The following is a 16,784-nucleotide window of genomic DNA, read 5'->3' as shown; positions in this document are numbered from 1 at the left end:
ATCATTCCGTCAATGAAGAACGTTTTATCCACAACAAAATAAACCCACAAATCCCGCCCACCGCGGGATTTTTATTGCCCCGCACAAAGTAAACAACGCCGGCGGGATTGCCGGAAGAACGAGGTTATTTTACCGGCGGTGGGATAAATCCTCTTATCTCGGCACTCAAGATGCCAAACCTGCCGGCGCGGGATTGCGGGAAGAACGGGATCATTCGCTCCGGCGATGAGATAAATCTTCTTAGTGATTTTTAATAAAGCAGACTCACGGCGGGAGGGAATGTTTGCAAGTCCAGAACAACCGCGCGCCCGCGAGTGAGCAGTTTCTCAACTTCTCAAACAACCCCGGCATGCAAGATGCCAAACCTGCCGGCGCGGGATTGCGGGAAGAACGAGGTCATTCGCTCCGGCGGTGGGATAAATCCTCTTATTTCAGACAATAAAAAAGCCTTCATAATGAAGGCTTTCTCTTTATCTTAATCCCTTTTCAAACATGATCCCGACTTCTAAAGTTAAGAAGTCTACTTACAACTCAGTGTCTTAATCCCTTTTCAAACAGGGCATGATCCCGACCATAACTGCTGTAGAAACCACTACAGACTTATCTGTCTTAATCCCTTTTCAAACAGGGCATGATCCCGACCTCGTTGTATAACGCAACACATTGGATTGGGAAGTCTTAATCCCTTTTCAAACAGGGCATGATCCCGACCTCAAATCTTTGGCGAAATCCCGCAAGGATAAAGCGTCTTAATCCCTTTTCAAACAGGGCATGATCCCGACTATATAAAGATCTACCTACATTAGAGAATATTGTCTTAATCCCTTTTCAAACAGGGCATGATCCCGACATCTTCTTCTTTCCTTGAACGTATGAAGAAACGTGTCTTAATCCCTTTTCAAACAGGGCATGATCCCGACACTACGGTTGATCTGCGTTCGTAACCAGATCTCCGTCTTAATCCCTTTTCAAACAGGGCATGATCCCGACGGAAGAGTCTGCGGAAACCCGTAGAAGTAATAAGTCTTAATCCCTTTTCAAACAGGGCATGATCCCGACTTCAGCGGAAGCTGAGAGACGCGTGAAAATCTGTCTTAATCCCTTTTCAAACAGGGCATGATCCCGACCGCAGTGTACAAATCAGGTAAATGGCTTAAAGTCGTCTTAATCCCTTTTCAAACAGGGCATGATCCCGACGTGGCTAGCTCTGCCACTGTGGTAACTAAAGTGTCTTAATCCCTTTTCAAACAGGGCATGATCCCGACGTATACGAAGACTGTGATGATATGGGGTACCTGTCTTAATCCCTTTTCAAACAGGGCATGATCCCGACCGTTGTCTTTGGGAATATGAATTATCCCAAGGCGTCTTAATCCCTTTTCAAACAGGGCATGATCCCGACTTGCTCAGCAGCGTTCACGTAGAGAGCAAAAACTGTCTTAATCCCTTTTCAAACAGGGCATGATCCCGACCTGTTGGAGAAGTGGATGCACGCGTTGATGCGGTCTTAATCCCTTTTCAAACAGGGCATGATCCCGACGAGCAGAAACTTGCCACTGATGCACTTGCCACGTCTTAATCCCTTTTCAAACAGGGCATGATCCCGACCTGCACGCAACAGCAGGGTAGAAGTCGAAGAGGTCTTAATCCCTTTTCAAACAGGGCATGATCCCGACCGCACCACTAAAATTTTATCTTTAATATCAATAGGTTACAACACCTGTTTCCAATCTTTACAAATTCACAATAGATGACATTGGATAACATATAATCACCATTATTTGTATGGATTTATCAAAAATAACATTTCAGTATCTGATTGTCGAGATCAGGGATCTTTGAAGTGTTTATTATAGCAATAATAACGGAAATTACTAAGGTTTCTGTGGATCTTATCAAAAGTTCATCCCCGGCGGGAGGGAATGTTTGCAAGTCCAGAACAAGCGCGCGCCCGCGGGGGAGCAGTTTCTCAACTTCTCAAACAACCTCGGTATTCAAGATGCCAAACTTGCCGGCGCGGGATTGCCGGAAGAACGGGATTATTCGCTCCGGCGATGAGATAAATTCTCTTAGTGATTCTTAATAAAGCAGACTCACGGCGGGAGGGAATGTTTGCAAGTCCAGAACAACCGCTAACCGCGCGCCCGCGGGGGAGCAGTTTCTCAACTTCTCAAACATTTTCCCGGTATTCAAGATATTTCTCAGCGCGAAAGCGCCTCAACTGCCGGCGCGGGATTGATGGAAGAACGAGATCATTCGCTCCGGCGGTGAGATAAATTTTCTTATTTCTTGTGATGATATTTAATCATTCACATCTTATTATCCGCATTAAAAACAGACTCATAATGTCATATTACTGAAACAGAGCTTGTAATACGATCGCTTCTTTAATTCGTATCTAATATTTATCAAATGATAGTTATGATATTAATTTAATTAATTAATAAATTAAAATAAATATCATTGAAATAAAAACAATATAAATATATTATTAAAATAATAAATTTAAGTAATTTGACTTATATTTAGTTTTATCTACCTAATACAAAGTGTTAGAGAGTAATTATATTTCAGAGAAGGGGCGAGTATGAGTCAGCGTGGATTTTCTCGACGAGATTTTTTAAGAACAATGGTGATTGGGGGCGTAACGGTTTATATTGCCCCGCCTTTTAGCTTAGCTCATGCGGCATTATTTGATAATGGGATTTTGCAACCACCTGTGTGGGATAGTAAAACTCATACAGTGCAACATCGACTAGATGCTTTTGCAAAGGCAACGGGTGAGAAAGTATTTGCTTTTGATATTCGTGCGAAAGATATGCCAAATTGGCCTGAAAAGCAGGCATATGCTTTTGTGGTCCGAGTGACTCAAGCAGATAAACTGTATGAAGGATTAGATCTCTCTTTATTGCAAGAGAATGATTTGATGCCAGATAAACTCATAACTGCTGCAACGATGGAAGCAGATCAGGTTAAATTACCCTCCTTTTTCGGTGATGACCTTTTATTGCCGGAGGGGAAAACGCCTGCTTATTTAGGGCAAGCTGTTGCTATGCTGATTTATAATGATTTTGCGAGATATCGGTTTGCGAAAGAGACATTGCAATTTAAAGATGACATTATTCAATATGGCAAATATACAGGGTTTTTAGAGCGTGATCCTTGGTGTACTTATCGAGGAGTACGAATTGGTGCAGATAATCCCCTCTCGCCTGATATCTATTCTGCATTGGAATATTCTACGATTTCCCGTGAAGGATATCGGAAATATATCCCATTTTGGCCTGAAGCGGATAAGGGCGGGAATTTAGATGAAAAGGGGATGTATTATGCAGATCAATTAGCGAAGGAGATGCAAAATCCACCTGAAGATTGGTTGGTACTTGACCGGACATTCTACTCTCAATCTATTGATGCAAGTGCGATGGAACCTTGTAGCTCTAATGGTTGGTATGATGCAGAAACCAAGTCACTACATTTTGTGGTAGCAGATCAATCTGCAATGGATGTCAAAAAGCATATTATCGAGATGGTAAAAGCTTCTAAATATCCCTTAGAAAAACTCTATCTACATCCTTGTACAACCGTAGGTTATGGTACAAAAGGAGGTGCGATCGAACCGATGTTTGGAGTTGTCGCAAGCCTATATAGTGATTTACCCGTGAGATTTGCGAATAATCGTTATGAACAATTCCAAAGTGGTATTAAACGACATGCCTTTACTATGCGCTATCAATTAGCGGTAAATAAGAAAACGGCAAAGATCGAATCATTTATTGGTAATTTTATTGCGAATGGCGGAGGGCGTTGTAATTATACGCCGGGCGTTGTTACTGTAGGGGCAACCGGTGTTCAGGGGATTTACTATATCCCTAAAAGCGATATTATTGCCGAAGGAATCGCATCAAGAGCTGTAGATGCGGGTTCTGTAAGAGGATTTGGGACATTACAATCCATGACAGCATTCGATACGTTGTTAGATGAAACGGCTAAATTATTACAAAAAGATCCTGTGGAATTTAGGCTTAATAATCTGATGCAATCTGGTATGAAAAATACTCAAGGTGCAATTCCTGCAGGCATGATGCGTGGTGGTGAGGCACTTAAAGCCTGTGCAGAGCATCCTCTATGGAAAGAGAGAGAGGCACGAAAAAAAGTTTATGAAGCGAAACATCCGGGTAAAATTTTCACGACAGGTATCTCTTGTACTCAGAAAGACTTTGGAACGGGAAATGAAGCATCCTTTGCAAAAATAGAGATATCACCGGAAGGGGAAATTACTTTTTGGCATAGTGGATTAGAGATCGGTTCTGGAATGGAAACATCGCAAACGGTACTCTGCGCTAAATGGTTTGGTGTTCCGGCTCATCATTCCCATTTTGCATTGACAGAATGGCCTGATCTACCGATGAATACTAAAGATAAGCATCATTTAACACAAGAGAAGCAAGATAAGCTACAAGAGGATCCACTATGGACTCCTGAATTTAGCTCCTCAACGGGTGCGAGTAACTCCGCTTACTATTTCTCCCACGTAACCTCTGAAACGGGGAGAATCCTTTTTGATTATGGTATTTGGCCAGCGGCGCTTTCAATATGGACTGAGGGAATCGGCGGTGGGCAAGCACGACCTTTAACTGTGCGTAGGGAGGATGCAAGATGGACTGATGCAGGGCTTACGGCCGATGGTTTACAGCCTTTAACATTGCAACAATTAGCAAAACGCTTATATGAACTTAATGGATTAGTGGGGGTTGTAGCGCATGGTTATAATCGTTGGCAATGGGCGACTGCAGATTTTAAAATCAAGGATGAGGTCGTCACAGTGCCGCTGGATGGATTGTCATTGAAATGGGCTAATAATGCTCAGTATGAGATTAATAAGCGGTTAAAAGTTAACTATCCTGCTGTACAGCGCAATAATGCAGCCGTTACAAACTATACGGCGGTGGCTGCAGCAGTAGAATTAGCTATTGATCGTGCTTCGGGAGAAATTGAAGTGATTAATCATCACTCTGTACTTGAGTGTGGGAATATGATTGTGCCGGATCTTGTCTCAAGTCAGATGCAAGGCGGTGTAGCGATGGGAATTGGTCATGCGCTCTATGAGTATCTTCCTTTATATGAAGATGGTCCTGGCAATGGGACGTGGAACTTTAATCGTTATCATCTCCCGCTTGCAAGCGAAGTAGCGGTATGGGAACAAACTGCCGAGGTATTACTACCATTATCGGATACAGATCCTCCTAAAGGGATGGCTGAAGTTGCCATGATTCCGATAGTCTCTGCTATCACTAATGCGGTTGCTGCCGGCACAGGTCACTATTTCTATCATCATCCTATTCGCCCAAATGAAGTTTTGGAGGTTCTGAATGAAAATAATCTATAAACCCCTCACGATCACGATTAATGGGGAGAAAGTGGGCCCGATGGATGTCCCTGAAGGGCTTTCGATGCTCGATTTCCTCCATGAATATCTCAATATGACCGGCACTCGTATGGGTTGTAATCAAGGGATTTGCCATGCGTGCGTCATTATTGTCGATCATCCTGATGGTACGAGTGAAGAGATGCGAACCTGTATTACCGGCGCACATTTCTTCGATGGAAAATCGGTGCGCACGATTGAAGGTATTGCGCATAAAGAGGCTGATGGTGAAGCAGTGCCGTCGCCGGTGCAACAAGCCTTTATGGATCATTTTAGTTTCCAGTGTGGGTACTGTACGCCGGGATTTGTCAATGCAACCACCGTTTTTATGGAAGAGCTTGCGCGTAATCCTATTGAACGCGCGGATCTTGAACAAGCGATTATGGATGCACTGAATCCTCATATTTGTCGCTGTACGGGCTATGTTCGTTACTATGAAGCGGTACGGGATTTAGTGGAAAGTACACCGGGATTATTAAAGGGGTAAGCGATGACAGAGAATAAAAAAATCGAAGATCAAACCGTTGATCAAGGAATGAAACCTCATCAAAAGCGGGGGCGATTATTTAAATGGATCGTGACGCTGGTGATTATCATTATCTTGGTGATTCTCGTGATCGTAGGGTTTGATTTTTATGAGCGTTTACGACCCTCGGGTGCAAAACAGGTGCTTAATAGTCCGCCGGAGTTGATCGAAAAAGGGCGTTACTTAGCTGCAGCAGGAGATTGTGCTTCTTGTCATACTACAAAAGAGGGCGCAATGTATGCCGGCGGTTATAAGATCGATACGGCCTTTGGAACGATTTATAGTAGCAATATTACGCCCTCTGCAGATTACGGCATAGGACGTTGGACGGCTGATGATTTCTATCGTTCGATCTCTGAAGGGGTGTCACCGGTTCATCGGAATCTCTATCCGGCAATGCCGTATCCGTATTATGCGAATATTACTCGGGAAGATTCTGATGCCATGTACGCTTACTTTATGTCGGTTCCTGCAGTAGATGAACCGAGCCCGAGTAATGAGCTCTCATTTCCTTATAATCAGCGCGCAATGTTGATGGGATGGAATATGCTCTTCTTTGATAAATCGCCATTACCTGCTGTGTCAAAAGGTGATTCTGAAGCGTGGAAACGGGGGGAATACCTTGTCAATACGTTAGGTCACTGTGCGATGTGCCATACGCCGATGGGAGATTTTGGCGAAGTGGAGCGGGAGAAGATGTTTACCGGCAATGTGATGGGGCGGTTTTTAGCGCCTGATATTACACCGGAAGGCTTAGCCGCTCGTGGATGGACGCAGCAAGATCTTGAGCGCTACTTTGCCGAAGGGATTGCCCCCCAAGGTTCTGCCTTTAGTGATATGTATTTAGTGGTGCACAATAGTACAAGTCAATTAACGCCGAAAGATATCAGTGCGGTGGCGACATTCCTCTTGGGCGATCAAGCGCCGGCGCCGAAAGTGGTAGATGTGAAAACAGACGCACTACAGGGGGCTGGATATGATAGTTACCTCAATATGTGTTCCGGCTGTCATAACCTCGATGGTTCCGGTAAGCCGAATGTCTCTGTGCCACTGGTGGGTAATAGTACGGTGATGAATCCAGATAGTCGTAATTTAATCGTATCGATCCTAGATGGATTACCTTGGCAGAGTTTCCCGAATGACGAGCGTTTCCAATCCATGCCAGCATTTGCCACAGAGATGAGTGATGCTGAGATTGCTACATTAGTCAACTTCTTACGCTCTGCGTGGGGTGATTTACCCAGTGATGTGACGGCAGAGGAAGTGAAGGCCTTGCGGGAGTAATATGCAATAATTTCATCCCACTCATGAGGATACAAGGATCAAGAGATCGCTAGAAAAGGGCGATCTCTTTTTTATTGAGAGACGATAGGTTATATAAATATATTGTTAAATATATTGGTAATATACTCATCTGTAATAATATGGGTTTGAACCTATAGCGCATTGTTCAATATTCTACCGAATCAAGGAGTTACAATTGTTACTATTTTTAGGCAGTTATCTGATTATTATCAATTGCTTGGCCTATCTGCTCTATGGTATTGATAAACGACGTTCAATTAAGCAGCAATACCGTATTTCAGAGAAAACGCTTCTATTCGTTGCATTCTTAGGGGGCGGTGTTGGCGCATGGTTGGGGATGAAGCATTATCGACATAAAACTAAGCATCTTAAATTCACGATTTTAGTACCGCTCTCTATTGTAACAACGATCTTTTTGATTGCTGTTATTCTGTCGTTTAGAACGGTTCACTTGCCGGGGTAAGTCGTAAAAATATAGTGATGTAAGGGTATTGTGTAAAGAACGATGATGGTGAGATTTGTGGCGAAAAACAATTTCTTAATGTTGTCTAATTTATAATCAATTATCGATATTGGATAGAATTTATAGTTAAGTCATTTCTCTAGAGGGAAGTGACTTATTTTTTTATTGTTTTTTCAGAAGTTGAGTATTTTTATTCCGTAGATTCTGTTGAAAAAATAGCCAAATAAAATCAAAGGGATAGTTTGAAGTAAGAGAATATCACAATTTATCAAGATATCCTTTTTAAAATAGATAAAAATTGAAGAATAAAATTAAAAATTGATAACTGTTTGCGCTTCTGATAATTTTCTTATTCGTGAATGATTCCTATTTAGATTTGAGTAGACTATGTTATCGAAAACCACTTTTTCCTCTATTATGCTTTTTTCCGCTGTTTCAACTACTTCACTACTTTGGGCGCAATTGCCGGATGAGTTTGACAAGTCTGATGGAACGGACCCTATCCCTACGATCGATCTCGCGAAGATTGTCGTGCAAGGAACAGCTCTGCCTGCAACGCCTTTTCAATCGGTGCAGAGTAGTGATTTGATGCGGCAAAATATGGTGCAAGATGAGCGTGATCTACTACGTAATGAGGTGGGAGTAGGCGTAACAGAGAGCGGTCGGGCGGGGAGTAATGGTTTTGCTATTCGAGGGGTCGATAAAGATCGTGTGGCGGTATTAGTCGATGGATTACCGCAAGCGGAGAGTTTTATGCCCTCGATCTATAAAGGTTATGGTTATTTTAATGGTTCGATTAATAATACGGAGTATGAAAATATCAGCCAAGTAATGATCAATAAGGGCGCTAATTCCGTTACAGATGGAAGTGGAGCCATAGGCGGATCGGTACGTTTTACCACCAAAAATATCGAAGATTTTGTCCAAGAGGGACGTTCTTTAGGTGGATATTGGAAGAGTGGTTATAGCTCTAAAAACCGGGAATGGCGGCATGTTTTAGGCGCAGGTTTTCGTCATAATGGTCTCTTCGGCTTTGCACAGATCGCTAAGCGCCGGGGACATGAAACGATTAATAATGGGCATGGAGAAAATATCTATGGTTCTGCTCGCGGAAAACCGGATCCTTTGTTGCGTCATTCGACAGCTTGGCTCAGTAAAGTGGGCTATGAATGGGAGGATCATCGTTTAACAGCCTTTTATGAGCGCCGAGATCAGCGGCAAAAGATGGCAGAGAAGAGTTTTGATAGTTGGGGTACTTATCGTTTTGCCGAAGATACTTCCCCCTATCGTCGCTATGGCCTGGAATATGATTATGTGGAAACGGATTCGAATTGGCTCGATACAATCAATGTCATTGGGGCTGTGCAGAAGATCTGGATGCGCTCCGATACCTATAATGTGAAGCAGAGTGATCCCTCTATTGTCGATCAGCACTATTTTCGAGAGTTTCAGCAAAATCAAAAACTATTGAAAGGCGAGCTGTTTACGCAAGCTATTGAGATAGGTGCGCAGAGTCATTCTTTCCAAGCGAAAGCTGAATATCGGCATGGGCGATTACAGAATAGTAATCACGATATTCTCTATCTTGAGGGGGTTGCTCATCCATCTCGTTATAGCATTATGACGCCGGTAAAATCTCGGGTATTCTCGCTTGCTTTACGAGATGAGATTAACTTGAGTGAATCACTACAAGCAGTGGCAGGACTTCGCTATGATGATTATCGTTATGCACCGCAGTTAGATGGGAGTAATAAATTCCCGGTGAGTTTTGATGATCAACAGAAGCATTTCCGCAATCTCTCTTGGCAACTTGGTTTAACGTACCATCTCACGCCGGAGCATCAAGTGAGTTATCAGATCGGCACTGGCTTTCGCGCCCCTCGTATTGAGGAGATGTTCTTTGAGTTTGGCAAAGGCGGGATGAATCATTTTATGTCTAATCCTGATTTGAAGCCTGAAAAGGCGTTGAATCAAGAGGTGAGTTATCAGTTTCAAAATGATATTGCTCTTTTGCGCGTAGGTGCTTTCTATAGTCAATATCGAAATTTTATTGAAGAGCGCGTCAGCGAGGGACGATTGCCGAATCCTTGGTATGATCCGAATAGTTACTGGGGCGGTGAACCCTATCTTTCGATCAATCAGATTCAATTTGTGAATGTGGCAAAAGCCCATATTTCAGGACTTGAAATCTCGGGCAGTTTAAATGGGGAAGCTCTAGGATTATCGAATCAATGGAATTTTCATCTTAAAGGGCAGTATAGTAAAGGACGTAATCAAGATGGAGACCCTCTAAAATCCATTCAGCCTTGGAGTGTCATTGCCGGCATTGATTATCGTGCAGATAACGGGCGGTGGAATGTGTCATTAACAGGGCGCTATAGTGCTGCGAAAAAAGGGAAAGATACCTTAGAAACTTACTACTCTTGGCGCGGTGCGGAGGTGAAAGAGTGGCCCTATTTAAGTAATAGTTATTTTGTGGTGGATCTCACGAGTCAAATTAAGATCGATCGGGATATTACCATGAATATTGGCGTTTTTAATCTCTTCAATCGAAGTTACACCACTTGGGATAGTTTGCGAGATCTTCCCTCTTTTGGGACGACCAACCGCATTGATCGACAAGGAAAAGGCTTAGAGCGTTTTACCGCTCCTAAACGTAATTTTGCCATCTCTTTTGAGGCGAAATTCTAACAACGGTTGATTTTCCTACAATAGTCATTGTGATCGTCATCACTGCATCAGTGATCGATCAAGTTATTCATTTATCAAACCACTAGATCATACAAGATCAGTTGTTTATAGAGTTTATTAAATATATTTTTTGATATATTTAAGTAAATTATTAAAGTGTATTATCATGATGAAGAATAATTAAAACAGATGATATTGATCGTTATAGCGGTAAAGTCCTAGACTTTACCGTTATTGACTAAAGGAGAATCTATGATTGAATTAGGAAAAGCCGTATTTTTAGGTGTTGTATTACTTTTACCGCTTGCTAATCCATTAACGGCAGTGGCAATGTTCTTAGGGCTTGCCGGCAATATGCCAAAATCAGAACGGGATAAAACCGCTTTTCAGAGTGCTTTTTATACGCTTTTGATCCTATTAGCCACTTGGTATGCCGGGAACTATATTATGCATGCCCTGGGTATCTCAATTGCGGGGTTACGAATTTCAGGGGGAATGATTGTCGCCTTTATTGGCTTTACGATGTTATTTCCCTCGGCAAATGAGTCAGATGTGACGCCATCTAAAGCGGCAAGAACGAGCTCTAGTATCAGCTTCGTTCCTCTTGCAATGCCAGCAACAGCGGGGCCCGGAACGATTGCTCTAGTGGTCAGTACCGCTTCTACCTTACATGCCGATAAGCATGTTTCTGAATTTGTCTTTTTGTTAGCTCCCCCTTTAGTTGCCCTCATTATCGCCGGCGCTCTTTGGATGGGCCTCTATTTCTCGAATGCGATTATGCGATTTTTAGGAGAGAAGGGCATTAATGCCATCTCTCGACTGATGGGATTCTTATTAGTCTGTATTGGCGTGCAATTCGTGATCAATGGCGTACTTGAGATTATTCAGCAGTATCATGGGTAGTGTTAAAATATTTTATAATATTATGTTTGGTTATACTATAATTATTGGATTATATTTAAAATCCTATTAAAAATTAGTGGTGGTTATAAAATTATGGCAAATATTTATCAAGTTCAACATCACTCAATGCATACTGTAAAAGAGCATCCTTTTCAATTAGAGAAAGAGATGCAGCGTGTTTTTGAAGAGAATCTCACGTTATTCACAGGATTGACTTTGGTACGTTCAGAATTTTCTTTAAAGCAGTTCCGTTTTGATACAGTTGCTTTTGATAAAGATAGACAAGCATTCGTGATTATTGAATATAAGCGAGATCGTAGTCAGAGCGTTGTTGATCAAGGTGTGGCTTACCTCAATGCCATGCTTGAATATCGAGATAGTTTAATTATTGAATATAATGAGCAAAATCCTGATACACACTTGTTACGCAAAGATATAGATTGGAGTCAAAGTCGTGTGCTATTTGTGGCAAATAGCTTCACTGATTTTCAGAGAAATGCTACTAATTTTAAAAATTTAGGTATTGAATTAGTAGAGTTTAAACGATATGACAACGGTATCTTAACGGTGAATTTCCTAGAGCGATCTAAGAATGCTCCGACATTAGAAGCAAGCACTTTTGCTGAATCGAGCGGATCTTATAGTGGTGCATCTATTAAAACAAAAGTGATACCCGCAATTCCAAAAGAGATTATTGAGTATGACGAGGAGTATCTATTACAGGGAAAACCTGATGCGATTTGTGAATTGTTTCAAAAATTTAAAGATGCTATTTTAAATTTAGACGATAGTTTAGAGCTCAAATTTAATAAGTTATATGCCTCTTTTCGAAAGGATCGTTCTAGTATTGTCGATATTCATTTGCAAAAAAGTGCTCTGAAGCTTTGGATTAATGCTACTTGGGGAACACTTGATGATGCTAGAAATCTCTTTAGAGATGTTAGCCAATTGGGGCATTTTGGAAGTGGGGATTATGAGGCTGTTATTAAAGATACTAAAGATTTAGAGTATATCTTAAGTGTAATTAAGCAGAAGTTGCAATGATTGTGTGATTCATTTAATGTAGTAAACAAATAAAAATGCCTTACTTATCAATGATGAGTAAGGCATTTTCTAGGGGATTAAAAGCATTATGAGTTGAACGATTAGTGTTTGAGCTCTAATTTTTCCTCTACTTCATCTGTAATATCTGCCATATAATAATCATCGACTCTTTGTCGAATATGTGCCGGGATCTCACTTGGATCATCTATGATACGTTCACTAACCGTCTCTCGATATTGAGGTCGACCGAAGAGACCTCGGAAGAATTTACCAATTGATGTGTCATAAAGGGGCTCATAAAGCTTCACAACTTGTTTATAGAGTCCATTTCCTATTTTTTGAATTAAAATGAAGTAGCGTTCTATCTTATTACGAACGCTTGCCGGAAGTTTTTGATAGATCGTTTGGAAGAACTTAACAATCTGTTTCCAAAACTTTGAAATAAAAACACCAGCGGCAAAGGCAGCTGCGCCTACGAGTAAGAGAGGTACCATAGTGATGAATCCTTAGAATCTTGAAGCATTAAATTTTTGATAGGGAATGGAGTTAGCAATGAAGGTTGCCAAATAATGTCTGCTCACTGATCGAAAATGATTATGCAATATTACGCGCTTCATCTTCTTTCATAATGGTTTGTAGCAATGTCGCCGTCTCTTTACAGCATTTGGCAAAATCTTCTAAGGCCTTATCCATCTTGTCAATTTCAGCAGAGAGTTGATCGAACCACTCTTCATTGGTGGCGCTATTGTCGATGTCGAAAGTGGACACTGCGAGATGATTGATATATGGGGTAAAGGGTTTACTATGTTTATGTAGTAGCTGTTGAGCCTCATAGAGAATCGGCATATTGTCATCAATATAACGGCTAAAGGATTCCCGCACGAGATCGGCTTGAACCGCACAATTAGTCCGTTGTACTCGGATGGTGATTGCTTCTCCGGTTGCGGCGATTTTTTCCCAAATGCCGGTATCTAAGGCACCGAGATAGTAGGAGCAAGATGAAGCTTTGAGCAGAATTCGACTAGACTCTAATAATTTACCGCTCACTTCAAAATCGATATCGTCAAGTTGGGCGATGATAGGTTGATAAGCGTATTGCATAAAGGTCTCCTTAGAATGGATAAAATCAAAAGTCTAATGGTCAATGAATACAATGTTGCAGGATGAGACGGTTTAAAAGTACCTACAAGCGACATCTGTGTAAGAAATTATGAGCAGGGATCTTACTCAAACATCACTTGCAGGTGCATTTATGATTGCCTCTAAAAGGGGGCGGTTATTTGATTAATCAACTTGAATCACTTCAGAGATAATATTCATCTGTGCCTGAGGCATAAGCCCTTTATAAAGAACTTTATTCTCATTCAGCTTGATCTCTTGCACTAGCTTCTGTTGAACCATGATATCCATTAATGCTTTTAAAAGATCTTGATCTAATTCCCCTAGCGCCGTTTTTTGAGCGATTTGATCAATAGTCGCCATTCCTAATTTTGCTACTTCCTCGCTACCGGTCTTGGTGACTTTTTTTAACGATTTTCGTTGATCTTTGATCAAGCGTTCAAGGCGTGATTTCATATCAAATTTAATAAGTGCAGAGGAGAGGTAAACACTTGCTCCTACCGCGCCCAATACTGCTAGTGTAATCCACCACCAAGCGCTATCTTCTAAAAACTTATAAGCAAAATAACCAAATAGAGCTGCAATGGTTAGCATGAAAAAAGAGTAAATACCGGGTACTTTGTCAAAGTTTGTACTATCTTTTTCAAGTTCTTTTACAGCGATCCGATATTGCTCAATTTTTTCTTGTTGCTGTGTAACTTTCTCTATTGCTCTTGCAAATTCAGTATTCACAGACCCTCCTATGCTTTAGGGGCAGAAATTGGGTATTTAATAGGAGAGTTTTGTAATAGATCCGCTTTGGCTTCTTTCGTTAAAACTAGAAGTTGAGGAGAAATCGTTTTTTCTCGCAAGATATAGTTTTTCTGTTGATCGATAAAATAGAGCTTAATATCGACTTTAAAATGCCCCATACGCGCATCCTCTTTGATAAGGTAGAGTTCGCCTCCTAAAGCGGTAAGGTTCTGAGCCTTTGCTGTTTTGATCATATCTTGATCGACAGACGGGCTAAGTTTTTGAATCAGTTCATCGAGTGTTAATGATTCTGTTTCGAACTGTTTTGCAAATTGTTCAAACATATTGCCTAGTGCATCAAGCCCTTGTGCCATCTGATCAATCAGAGAAGGTCGTTGCTTCTGATTGCTTGCAGAAGCGTTGTTTTCAGCGGTTCGATTTTCAGCAGTTTCATTTCCTGAGGTTTGATTCCCTGAGGTTTGACTACCAGCATTGTCACTATGTACTCGGTTTTCTTCAGCGGCTTGACTGTCTGCACCTGAAGTTTGAGTGGTCATCTCTTCTTGAAGAGGCTGTTGATTGTTAGGGTTCTGAGTCATAATAGATTCCTTTATGATTTAGTTGGCAAGGGCAAGTTGTTCAGAAGTTTCATCAGAGATATCCACTTCTTGCTGTTTTTTCAGAGCATTTCTAATATGTTCGGGAACATCGTTTGCCTCGACTTTTTTCTCAACAATATGCTCTCTCCATTGATCCTCTTCAGGATTGTAAGAGTAATGTTTGATGATGTTTTTAAGTACCGTCCCCACTTTACGAACTAGTGTGACAGCTCCTTGAATTAAACGTTTATAACGATCGGGTAGTAGGTCATAAGCGCTTTTGAGAAAGCTGACAATTTGTTTCCAAAATTTTGAAACGATAACACCTGCAGCAAATGCAGCTGCGCCAATTAATAAGAGTGGGATCATACTTTTAATTCCTCTGTTTTTTCTGAGCCTAATTGAGAGACAACATACTCTTCGCTAACAACTCGCGAGGTTTCTGTTGTTTGGGATTTTGAATCACCTGCGTGATTCGATGAATGGGTGTGCGCGTTACCGCTATTGGCTTTTTTGCTCTTTTTAATTTCATCAATTGCTTTGATAAAATCATTTTGATCTACTTCAGTCGCGCCTCTGCGAGCTGCTGCCATAGCTGCTTTACGAACACTATTGGAGATATCACTGCCGGTAAGCGTTTCTGACATTTCGGCCAGTTTTTGCAGATCTGCATTGTGTGGTAATTTACGTGGAATATATTGTTGCCACAGCTTTAACCGGCACTCAGCATCGGGGAGGGCAAAATAGATATGTGCGAGGATTCTGCGCATAAATGCTGGATCGTAGTTCTCGATAAAGTTAGTGGTAAAGATAATTAAACCATCATGATTATTCATCTCGGTGAGTAAGACTGAACGAGTCTGATTGACACTGACATCTGTTGCATGAGACATGCCGGTGACGCGGCGACTGAGCATTGCATCGGCTTCATCGAAGAAGATAATGGCATTATGTTCTTTTGCTTGACGGAAGATCGAGGCGATATTTTTGGAGGTTTCACCGACATATTTCGATTCAAGACTTGCATAATCGATCATAATCAGCGGATGACCTAGTTCTTTGGCAATCCCGTAAGCAGCCATCGTTTTCCCGGTTCCGGGAGGCCCGTAGAGATTAATGGCGGTCTGTTTCTGATGTTGGTGAGTTTCATTTAATCCCCAATCTTCATAGAGTAATTCTTCATGGGCTTTATGGGCTAGAAAGTCCTGAATACTGGCTGCCGTATGTTGGGGCACAATCAGGTCATCGAGTGAATATTTAGGGGTAACAATATTGAGCTCAAGCTCTGATTTTTGAGCTTGCGCTTGTTTCTCAGCTTCAGCTTTAGCAGCTTGTGCTGCGATATTCGCTTCTTCTTCAGCGCTAAGACGCGGTCCTATCGGCATAGTGGCTCCATCATTAATACACAGGTTTAATCGGATTTTATAATTCGTTTTGGTTTATATAATCTCTCTAGCGTATTTGAACGCTAGAGAGGAGATAACTCGAGATGTTTCTGGAGATCGCGCTATCTATGTGTGTATCTTAATGGAGGGGTTTGACAGGATGTGTCATATATAAAAATATTTTCAATTATTTTTATCAAGTGATTTTTCTTGATAAGAGAGATGCGCTGAATATCGGTCTTTTTTAAGAGAATAGAAGAGGTAAATCATTCTTAATTAAGAAACAATAGGATACATTATTGATCACTTTGGGGATTACTATTAAGGGCATTATCTAGAGAGTTATTGAGAGAATTATAAAGGCTGTTGTAAGTAGTTATAAGTCGTTATAAGAGATTTTAAAAAGAACATAAAATCTTACTAAACAACACTTGCAAGGTGCCGGATAGAACAGCTTCCTTGTCTCTTACAACCAATGTGCCGGCATTTAAATAAGCTTATTTTGAACTGATTTCACTATAGTGTTCATTTTAATGTTTTATTAATGTTCGCTCTCTATTCTTACTTCTTAATGGTTTGTTACAGAAGT

The 16,784-nt window shown here is 41.3% G+C and carries 15 protein-coding genes and 1 CRISPR repeat array; of the genes, 9 read left to right on the top strand and 6 right to left on the bottom strand.

The window, feature by feature from the left end:
- Positions 1-283: 283 nt before the first annotated feature.
- The 9 genes from DC083_RS10200 to DC083_RS08885 all read left to right on the top strand — a co-directional run bounded on the left by DC083_RS10200 (position 284) and on the right by DC083_RS08885 (position 12,360).
- Entirely contained in the window at positions 284-442 is a 159-nt protein-coding gene (locus DC083_RS10200; RefSeq protein WP_157954918.1) for a hypothetical protein, read from the top strand.
- Positions 443-536: 94 nt separating this feature from the next.
- A CRISPR array of direct repeats spans positions 537-1,676; the repeat unit is 36 nt; unit sequence GTCTTAATCCCTTTTCAAACAGGGCATGATCCCGAC.
- Positions 1,677-1,926: 250 nt separating this feature from the next.
- Positions 1,927-2,058, top strand: a complete 132-nt coding sequence (locus DC083_RS10325; RefSeq protein WP_268248493.1) for a hypothetical protein — start codon at positions 1,927-1,929, stop codon at positions 2,056-2,058.
- A 529-nt stretch (positions 2,059-2,587) separates the two neighbouring features.
- Positions 2,588-5,389 (top strand): xanthine dehydrogenase family protein molybdopterin-binding subunit, encoded by a 2,802-nt coding sequence (locus DC083_RS08915; protein ID WP_109189867.1) that lies wholly within the window; start codon positions 2,588-2,590, stop codon positions 5,387-5,389.
- Entirely contained in the window at positions 5,373-5,915 is a 543-nt protein-coding gene (locus DC083_RS08910; RefSeq protein WP_109189866.1) for a (2Fe-2S)-binding protein, read from the top strand. Before DC083_RS08915 ends, DC083_RS08910 begins: the two co-directional genes overlap by 17 nt.
- 48 nt (positions 5,916-5,963) lie before the next feature.
- A complete protein-coding gene (locus tag DC083_RS08905) occupies positions 5,964-7,238 on the top strand; it encodes a c-type cytochrome (protein WP_109189978.1) in 1,275 nt (424 codons plus the stop codon).
- 196 nt (positions 7,239-7,434) lie between these two features.
- Positions 7,435-7,722 carry a DUF1294 domain-containing protein gene (locus DC083_RS08900; RefSeq protein WP_109189865.1) on the top strand — a complete coding sequence of 96 codons (288 nt, stop codon included), beginning with the start codon at positions 7,435-7,437 and terminating at the stop codon, positions 7,720-7,722.
- A 387-nt stretch (positions 7,723-8,109) separates the two neighbouring features.
- Positions 8,110-10,413: a TonB-dependent hemoglobin/transferrin/lactoferrin family receptor gene (locus tag DC083_RS08895; RefSeq protein WP_229822591.1), complete on the top strand. Its 2,304-nt coding sequence runs from the start codon at positions 8,110-8,112 to the stop codon at positions 10,411-10,413.
- Between the two features lie 252 nt (positions 10,414-10,665).
- Positions 10,666-11,316: a MarC family NAAT transporter gene (locus DC083_RS08890; protein WP_109189864.1), complete on the top strand. Its 651-nt coding sequence runs from the start codon at positions 10,666-10,668 to the stop codon at positions 11,314-11,316.
- A gap of 93 nt (positions 11,317-11,409) precedes the next feature.
- Positions 11,410-12,360, top strand: coding sequence for a DUF5655 domain-containing protein (locus tag DC083_RS08885; RefSeq protein WP_229822599.1), 951 nt, complete (start codon positions 11,410-11,412; stop codon positions 12,358-12,360).
- Between the two features lie 101 nt (positions 12,361-12,461).
- Here the strand turns inward: DC083_RS08885 and DC083_RS08880 are convergent, their stop codons facing one another.
- The 6 genes from DC083_RS08880 to DC083_RS08855 all read right to left on the bottom strand — a co-directional run bounded on the left by DC083_RS08880 (position 12,462) and on the right by DC083_RS08855 (position 16,195).
- Complete coding sequence (locus DC083_RS08880; protein ID WP_109189863.1) at positions 12,462-12,854, bottom strand: hypothetical protein; 393 nt, start codon at positions 12,852-12,854, stop codon at positions 12,462-12,464.
- Positions 12,855-12,954: 100 nt separating this feature from the next.
- Positions 12,955-13,461: a hypothetical protein gene (locus DC083_RS08875; RefSeq protein ID WP_109189862.1), complete on the bottom strand. Its 507-nt coding sequence runs from the start codon at positions 13,459-13,461 to the stop codon at positions 12,955-12,957.
- A 183-nt stretch (positions 13,462-13,644) separates the two neighbouring features.
- Complete coding sequence (locus tag DC083_RS08870) at positions 13,645-14,211, bottom strand: hypothetical protein (RefSeq protein WP_109189861.1); 567 nt, start codon at positions 14,209-14,211, stop codon at positions 13,645-13,647.
- A gap of 8 nt (positions 14,212-14,219) precedes the next feature.
- The gene (locus DC083_RS08865) at positions 14,220-14,810 is read right to left on the bottom strand and encodes a hypothetical protein (RefSeq protein WP_109189860.1); all 591 of its coding nucleotides are present in this window, start codon (positions 14,808-14,810) and stop codon (positions 14,220-14,222) included.
- A gap of 18 nt (positions 14,811-14,828) precedes the next feature.
- Complete coding sequence (locus DC083_RS08860; protein WP_109189859.1) at positions 14,829-15,179, bottom strand: hypothetical protein; 351 nt, start codon at positions 15,177-15,179, stop codon at positions 14,829-14,831.
- Entirely contained in the window at positions 15,176-16,195 is a 1,020-nt protein-coding gene (locus DC083_RS08855) for an ATP-binding protein (protein ID WP_109189858.1), read from the bottom strand. The genes DC083_RS08860 and DC083_RS08855 overlap by 4 nt, the downstream gene beginning before the upstream one ends.
- Positions 16,196-16,784: the final 589 nt, after the last annotated feature.

The sequence above is a fragment of the Ignatzschineria ureiclastica genome, from assembly GCF_003121845.1.
Lineage (GTDB): Bacteria > Pseudomonadota > Gammaproteobacteria > Cardiobacteriales > Wohlfahrtiimonadaceae > Ignatzschineria > Ignatzschineria ureiclastica.
The sequence above is the reverse complement of the archived record's forward strand: the minus strand, read 5'-3'. Positions and strand labels throughout refer to the sequence as shown.

Bases quoted from the DNA above. Each gene is read 5' to 3' on its own strand.
- DC083_RS08915 (WP_109189867.1), top strand. From the start codon at position 2,588: ATGAGTCAGCGTGGATTTTCTCGACGAGATTTTTTAAGAACAATGGTG.
- DC083_RS08910 (WP_109189866.1), top strand. From the start codon at position 5,373: ATGAAAATAATCTATAAACCCCTCACGATCACGATTAATGGGGAGAAA.
- DC083_RS08905 (WP_109189978.1), top strand. From the start codon at position 5,964: ATGAAACCTCATCAAAAGCGGGGGCGATTATTTAAATGGATCGTGACG.
- DC083_RS08895 (WP_229822591.1), top strand. From the start codon at position 8,110: ATGTTATCGAAAACCACTTTTTCCTCTATTATGCTTTTTTCCGCTGTT.
- DC083_RS08890 (WP_109189864.1), top strand. From the start codon at position 10,666: ATGATTGAATTAGGAAAAGCCGTATTTTTAGGTGTTGTATTACTTTTA.
- DC083_RS08885 (WP_229822599.1), top strand. From the start codon at position 11,410: ATGGCAAATATTTATCAAGTTCAACATCACTCAATGCATACTGTAAAA.
- DC083_RS08880 (WP_109189863.1), bottom strand. From the start codon at position 12,854: ATGGTACCTCTCTTACTCGTAGGCGCAGCTGCCTTTGCCGCTGGTGTT.
- DC083_RS08875 (WP_109189862.1), bottom strand. From the start codon at position 13,461: ATGCAATACGCTTATCAACCTATCATCGCCCAACTTGACGATATCGAT.
- DC083_RS08865 (WP_109189860.1), bottom strand. From the start codon at position 14,810: ATGACTCAGAACCCTAACAATCAACAGCCTCTTCAAGAAGAGATGACC.
- DC083_RS08860 (WP_109189859.1), bottom strand. From the start codon at position 15,179: ATGATCCCACTCTTATTAATTGGCGCAGCTGCATTTGCTGCAGGTGTT.
- DC083_RS08855 (WP_109189858.1), bottom strand. From the start codon at position 16,195: ATGCCGATAGGACCGCGTCTTAGCGCTGAAGAAGAAGCGAATATCGCA.